The following is a 6,311-nucleotide window of genomic DNA, read 5'->3' on the forward strand; positions in this document are numbered from 1 at the left end:
GGCGCAGCTCGGGCTTCATCAAGTGGCGTGCGCGGATCTGGCTCTGCCAGTCCGCTGCGCGAGCCCCCTCGGAGGCCGAGGTCGGACATGAACAGTCCTGAGGACTGTTCATGCCTACCGAGGGGCCGAGCCTCTGGCTTGGCGCGGCCTGCAAGGGAGGCCCCGGAAGGGGCCGTGGGGGCTCACACCATGCTGCGGAAGCCCCAGAAGCCGTCGTTGCGATCGGCGGGCATCGCCCGGGTGGTGGGTTGCTGCCGCAGGCGCGGCGCAGTGGCGAACGACGCGCCGATCAGCTGCGGCGGCGGGGTGGTCGGCGGTGCGGCGTGGTCGGTGGCGGGCGTGCCGTCGCTTGCATCCACGGCCACATCGCCGCGGACCCACTCCCACACCTCGCCCCAGGCAAAGCCTTCGACGGCGGATTGGGCGGCACGCCACTCGCTGGCCGTGGGCAGCCGGCGGCCGGCCCAACGGCACCAGGCCTCGGCTTCGTGCACGCTGAGGTGTATCGCGGGCTGCATCGGGTCCAACGGCACCCATTGGCCAAAACGGGCGCGGCGCGGCGCTTCGTCGCCTTCCGGCGTGGGCAGATGGCGCGGGCGGGTCAGGCCAGCGCGCTTGCGCCAGTCCCAGCCTTCGGTCGTCCAGAACTCGCGCTGGGTGTAGCCGCCGGCATCGACGAAAGGCAGGTAGCGGGCCCATGAGACCGGGTGGTTGTCGACGGCCTGCGGTTCGTCGGGTACATGCGGCAGCGATGCCGGGTCGTCGGCAGCGGCGCCGGGGTCGATGCCCAGCGTCTGCGCGATGGCCAGCCAGTCTTCGTGAAGGCGGTCTTCGGCGTCGAGCACCTTGGCGAACAAGGCCAGGGCTTGCGGGCGGCGCGCCGCGGCCGGCAGCAGCGCCAGGCTTTGCGCACGGGCGCGGCGCGCCCAGTCGAGCAGCGCAGCGGTGCCGGGCAACGGCTGGTTCCAGCGCGCGGGCTGGTTGATGCGGCGGTCGTCGAACCAGGTGTCGGCCTTCGGCAGCAGTGCCAGTGGCGCGCGCGGGGTGTTGGCGTCGTCGGCGCCGGTCATCAGGCCGGGGTGGCGGCTGATCCACCAGCCTTCGAACCAGGCCAGGTGGCCCAGGTCCCACAGCGGTGGGCTCAGCTCGGGCAGGTAGCGTGGCAGGGCGTCGGCGCCGATGGCGGCTTGCAGCCGCTGAAACAGCGCCAGGGTGTGTTCGCGGCGGGTGTGGAGCGCGGCGGCCAGCGACGTGGCGGTCCAGGTGGGTTCGGTGGCAGAGGTCATCGTCGGTTCGGCAACAGGCGCGAAATTATCGCGGGCCGTTGGTGCCGGCCATGGCGCCGCAGCCGGGCCATCGCCGGTCAAGCGGGCAAATCGCCGGCTCGACCCCGGCATTTCGGGCGATTGCCTGGCCATCGTTTGGTCACACTGGGATGGCGGAGGCCGACCATGCAACAAGTCACCCATCCTTACAGCGAACTGCCTGCCAAGGCCTTCTGGAAGGCGGCGGTCGCCGATCGTGCCGGCCAGCCGTTCGAGGCACTGTGGACGCCACGCTTCGACATCCGCGCCAGCACGCGCTTTGCGACGGCGGGCTCTTGTTTTGCGCAGCACATCAGCCGCTGGCTGCGATCGCACGGCTATTCGTGGGTCGATTCCGAGCCGGCGCCGCCAGGGCTGCCGGTGGCCGATGTCGAGGCCGGTGGCTGGGGCGTGTTCTCGTTCCGCACGGCCAATATCTATACCGTGGCACAGCTCCAGCAATGGGTCTCGTGGGCCCTGGGCGATGCGGTGCCCCCTGACGAGGTATGGGAAGACGGCGGTCGGTTCTTCGACCCCTTCCGGCCCACCGTGCCGGCTGGCGGCTACGCCACGGCGCAAGAGGTGTTGCACGCCCGCGCGCACACGCTGGCCTGCATCCGCGAGGCCTTGTCTCAGATCGACGTGCTGGTGTTCACGCTCGGCCTGACCGAGGGTTGGGAGCACGTGGATGGGTACGCCTATCCGATGTGCCCGGGCACGGTGCGCGGTCGGTTCGACGCCAGCCTGCATCGCTTCGTCAACCACGGCACCGCAGACGTCGTCACCCGCCTGAATGCCACGATGGACCGACTGCGCCAGGTGCGCCCCGGCATGCGCTTCTTGCTGACCGTCTCGCCGGTGCCGCTCACGGCCACCGCGTCGGGCGGGCACGTGCTGACGGCGACGATGCACTCCAAGTCGGTGCTGCGTGCGGCCGCCGGCGAGCTGGTGGCGCGCCGCGGCGACGTGGACTACTTTCCGTCGTACGAAATCATCGCCGGGCTGCAAAGCGGTGGCCGCTACTACGAATCCAATTTGCGCTCGGTCAAGCACGAGGGCGTCGAATTCGTGATGCGCCATTTCGCGGCCGGCCTCGGGCTGGGCGCTGAAGACACTGCCGCACCGAGGCCAGCGCCAGTAGTGCCCGCCCATACCAAGGCCGACACCGCCGATGCGGCCACCGACGATGACGGCGAGCTGAGCTGCGAAGAGGCCTTGCTCGAATCGTTTGCCCGCTCGGGGGACGCAGCGGCTGGCTACCTGCCGGGCGCCCGCCTGTGCCTGCTCGGTGACAGCCACATGACCTTTCTCTCCCGCGCCCTGCAGCGGCGGGGTGTCGAACACGTCGGCAGCATGGTCATGCGTGGATCGGCCTGGTACAAGAACCAGTTCCACCTCGACCGCGACGAGATCTTCGTGCCGCTGGAGGGCGCCAAGTCACGCCGCATCTGGGCCGGCATGCTGCCGTTCTTTGCGCCGGACCATCCGGTGCCGGCGGCGCAGCGTGTCGTCGTCACCAACATCGGGCTGCACACCCACGTGGCCGCCCAGCCGTTCGCCACCTGGGCGGCCAGCCAGTTTCCAGACGGTGAGGTCGACATCGAGCAGGCCCTGGCCCACTACCGGCGCCTCAACAGGGAGCGGCTCAGCGTTGTCGAGGCGGTTCTGGCGCGAGGTTGTCGTGTCATCGCCTTGACCGACCCGCCGATGCAATCGCGCAACCCGCGCATGCGGCCGCACCTGGCTGCCATCGACGCCTACGAATCGCTGGCGCGGCATGTGCTGCACGAGCTGGGCTGCGAAACGTGCTCGGTGCGGGATCTGATGGGTGTGAGCGGCTTCGATGGCAACGAGGCGCGCTACTACCGAACCGACCTCGACGAGAACGGCAACGTCGACTGGATCCACGGCTGCGAGGCCTGGTACGACGGCGTCATCGACGCGCTGCTGCCGCTGATCGAAGCGGTGCCCGCCGAGACCAACGCCTTGGCAGCCTGACTCAGCGAGCTGGCGCTTCAGCCGGCGTGGCTGCGGCCAGCCCGTTGGTGAAGTGCTCGCGCATCAGCCGGGCGGCCTGCTCTGGGCGGCGCGTTTCGAGCGCTTGCATCACGGCACGGTGTTCGGCCAATGATTCGGCGATCCGCCCTTGCTTGAACAGCGAGTGGTGGCGGTTGAGCTTCATCACCTTGCGCAGGTCGCCGACGATCTGGCTGCGCCAGCGGTTGCCGGCGATCGCCAGCAGGCGCAGGTGGAACTGCTCGTTGACGGCGAAGAACGCGTCACGGTGGCGCGTCTGCCTTTCGAGCTTGTCGTGCAGCGCGCGCAACTCGGCGATTTCGCTGTCGCTGGCGTTCTCGGCCACCTCGGCGGCTGCATCGGCTTCCAGCAGGCCGAGCAGGCGGTAGACCTGCTGCACATCGGCCGCCGACATTTCGGTGACGTAGGCGCCGCGCCGCACCTTCATCGTCACCAGGCCTTCGACGGCCAGCACCTTCAGCGCTTCGCGCATCGGCGTGCGGCTGATACCGTACTCCTGTGCGAGCTTGAGCTCGTCGATCCAGCTGCCGGGCTCCAGCTCGCGGTTGAAGATCTGCTCGCGCAGGCGCTCGGCCACCTGCTGGTACAGGGCGCGTGGGGCGAGCAAAGTGGCAGTTTCCGGCACGGGATGGCTGATTGTCAGATCGGTGTCAAGCTTGAATTCATAATTATGCATAACGTATCATGCGTGGCAAGCAGGAGTTCCCGATGAGTGATTCGAAAGAGTTCGCCCCCGCCACGCTGGCCCAATGGGAAAAGGCGGCGGCCAAGTCAGCGCCTGGTGGCGACGTCACTGCGCTGAACTGGGTGACGCCCGAAGGGCTGACCGTCAAGCCGCTGTACACCGCGGCCGACACCGCCAACCTGCCGCACGCCAACACGCTTCCCGGCTTTGAGCCTTTCATCCGCGGCCCGCAGGCCACGATGTACGCAGTGCGGCCGTGGACGATTCGCCAGTACGCGGGCTTCTCGACCGCCGAAGAGTCGAACCGTTTCTACCGCAAGGCGCTGGCCGCCGGTGCGCAGGGTGTCAGCGTCGCGTTTGACTTGGCCACTCATCGCGGCTACGACTCGGACCACCCTCGCGTGACCGGTGACGTGGGCAAGGCTGGCGTCGCGATCGATTCGGTCGAGGACATGAAGATCCTGTTCGACGGCATCCCGCTCGACTCAGTGTCAGTGTCGATGACGATGAACGGCGCGGTGCTCCCGGTGCTGGCCGGCTACGTGGTGGCGGCCGAAGAGCAGGGCGTGTCGCAAGACAAGTTGAGCGGGACCATCCAGAACGACATCCTCAAGGAGTTCATGGTCCGCAACACGTACATCTTCCCGCCCGAGCCGAGCATGCGGATCATCGGCGACATCATCGAGTACACGGCGCAGAAGATGCCGAAGTTCAACTCGATCTCGATATCGGGCTATCACATGCAAGAAGCCGGCGCCAACCAGGCGCTGGAGCTGGCCTTCACGCTGGCCGACGGCAAGGAATATGTGAAGACCGCGCTGGCCAAAGGCCTGGACGTGGACGAGTTCGCCGGCCGCCTGAGCTTCTTCTGGGCGATCGGGATGAACTTCTATCTCGAGATTGCGAAGATGCGCGCCGCCCGCTTGCTGTGGACGCGCATCATGAAGGGCTTCAACGCGAAGAACCCGAAGAGCCTGATGCTGCGCACGCATTGCCAGACCTCAGGCTGGTCGCTGACCGAGCAGGACCCGTACAACAACGTGGTCCGCACGACGATCGAGGCGATGGCCGCGGTCTTCGGTGGAACCCAGTCGCTGCACACCAATTCATTCGACGAGGCGATCGCGCTGCCCACCGAGTTCTCGGCCCGCATCGCGCGCAACACGCAGTTGATCATCCAGGAAGAGACCCACATCACCAACGTGGTCGACCCGTGGGCCGGTAGTTACCTGATGGAGAGCCTGACCCAGGAGATGGCCGACAAAGCCTGGTCCATCATCGAAGAAGTCGAGGCGATGGGCGGCATGACCAAGGCCGTCGACTCGGGTTGGGCCAAGCTCAAGATCGAGGCCAGCGCGGCCGAGAAGCAGGCCCGCATCGACAGCGGCAAGGACGTGATCGTCGGCGTCAACAAGTACAAGCTGGCCAAGGAAGACCCGGTCGACATCCTCGAGGTCGACAACGTGATGGTGCGTGACCAGCAGGTCGCTCGCCTGCAGCAGATCAAGGCGTCGCGTGATACCGCCAAGGTCCAGGGCGCGCTGGCGGCGTTGACCAAGGCGGCCCAGTCCGGCCAAGGTAACCTGCTGGACCTGAGCATCCAGGCCATCCGCTTGCGGGCAACCGTGGGCGAGGTGAGCGACGCGCTGGAGGTGGTCTACGGCCGCCACCGCGCCGACATTCAAAAGGTGACCGGTGTGTACGCTGCTGCCTATGACTCCGCCGAAGGTTGGGAAAAGCTGCAAGGCGAGATTGCAGCCTTCGCCGAAGCTGCCGGCCGCCGCCCGCGCGTGATGATCGCCAAGCTGGGCCAGGACGGCCACGACCGCGGTGCCAAGGTCGTGGCCACGGCGTTCGCCGATCTCGGCTTCGACGTCGACATGGGCCCGCTGTTCCAGACGCCCGAAGAGTGCGCGCGCCAGGCGATCGAGAACGACGTGCATGCGGTGGGCATCTCGACGCTGGCCGCCGGCCACAAGACGCTGGTGCCGGCCATCATCGAAGCACTGAAGAAGCAGGGCGCTGACGACATCATCGTCTTCGTCGGCGGCGTGATCCCGCAGCAGGACTACGGCTTCCTGTGGGAGGCCGGCGTCAAGGGCATCTACGGCCCCGGCACGCCCATCCCCGCCAGCGCCAAGGACGTGCTGGAGCAGATCCGCAAGGCGATGGCTTGAGACGGACGCCGCCGTGACTGCCGCGCTGCTCGCCGCCAAGCTCGCCCTGGGCCCCCTTCTGCTGCCGCAGGCGCGCTGGCTGCGCCGCACCGCGCTGCGGCTGCCGGA

The 6,311-nt window shown here is 67.7% G+C and carries 4 protein-coding genes; 2 read left to right on the forward strand and 2 right to left on the reverse strand.

Annotated elements, in window-relative coordinates:
• Positions 1-182: 182 nt before the first annotated feature.
• Positions 183-1,286 (reverse strand): SUMF1/EgtB/PvdO family nonheme iron enzyme, encoded by a 1,104-nt coding sequence (locus tag VFY73_RS19005; protein ID WP_329721670.1) that lies wholly within the window; start codon positions 1,284-1,286, stop codon positions 183-185.
• A gap of 165 nt (positions 1,287-1,451) precedes the next feature.
• Here VFY73_RS19005 and VFY73_RS19010 point away from each other — a divergent pair, with 165 nt between their 5' ends.
• A complete protein-coding gene (locus VFY73_RS19010; protein WP_329721672.1) occupies positions 1,452-3,302 on the forward strand; it encodes a GSCFA domain-containing protein in 1,851 nt (616 codons plus the stop codon).
• A gap of 1 nt (position 3,303) precedes the next feature.
• Here VFY73_RS19010 and VFY73_RS19015 read toward each other — a convergent pair whose 3' ends face one another.
• On the reverse strand, positions 3,304-4,017 hold the full coding sequence (locus tag VFY73_RS19015; RefSeq protein ID WP_329721674.1) for a GntR family transcriptional regulator: 714 nt from the start codon (positions 4,015-4,017) through the stop codon (positions 3,304-3,306).
• A 32-nt stretch (positions 4,018-4,049) separates the two neighbouring features.
• Here VFY73_RS19015 and scpA point away from each other — a divergent pair, with 32 nt between their 5' ends.
• Positions 4,050-6,203, forward strand: a complete 2,154-nt coding sequence (gene scpA / locus VFY73_RS19020) for a methylmalonyl-CoA mutase (protein ID WP_329721676.1) — start codon at positions 4,050-4,052, stop codon at positions 6,201-6,203.
• Positions 6,204-6,311: the final 108 nt, after the last annotated feature.

The organism is Ideonella sp. (assembly GCF_036277275.1).
In the GTDB taxonomy this organism is placed as follows: domain Bacteria; phylum Pseudomonadota; class Gammaproteobacteria; order Burkholderiales; family Burkholderiaceae_C; genus Ideonella.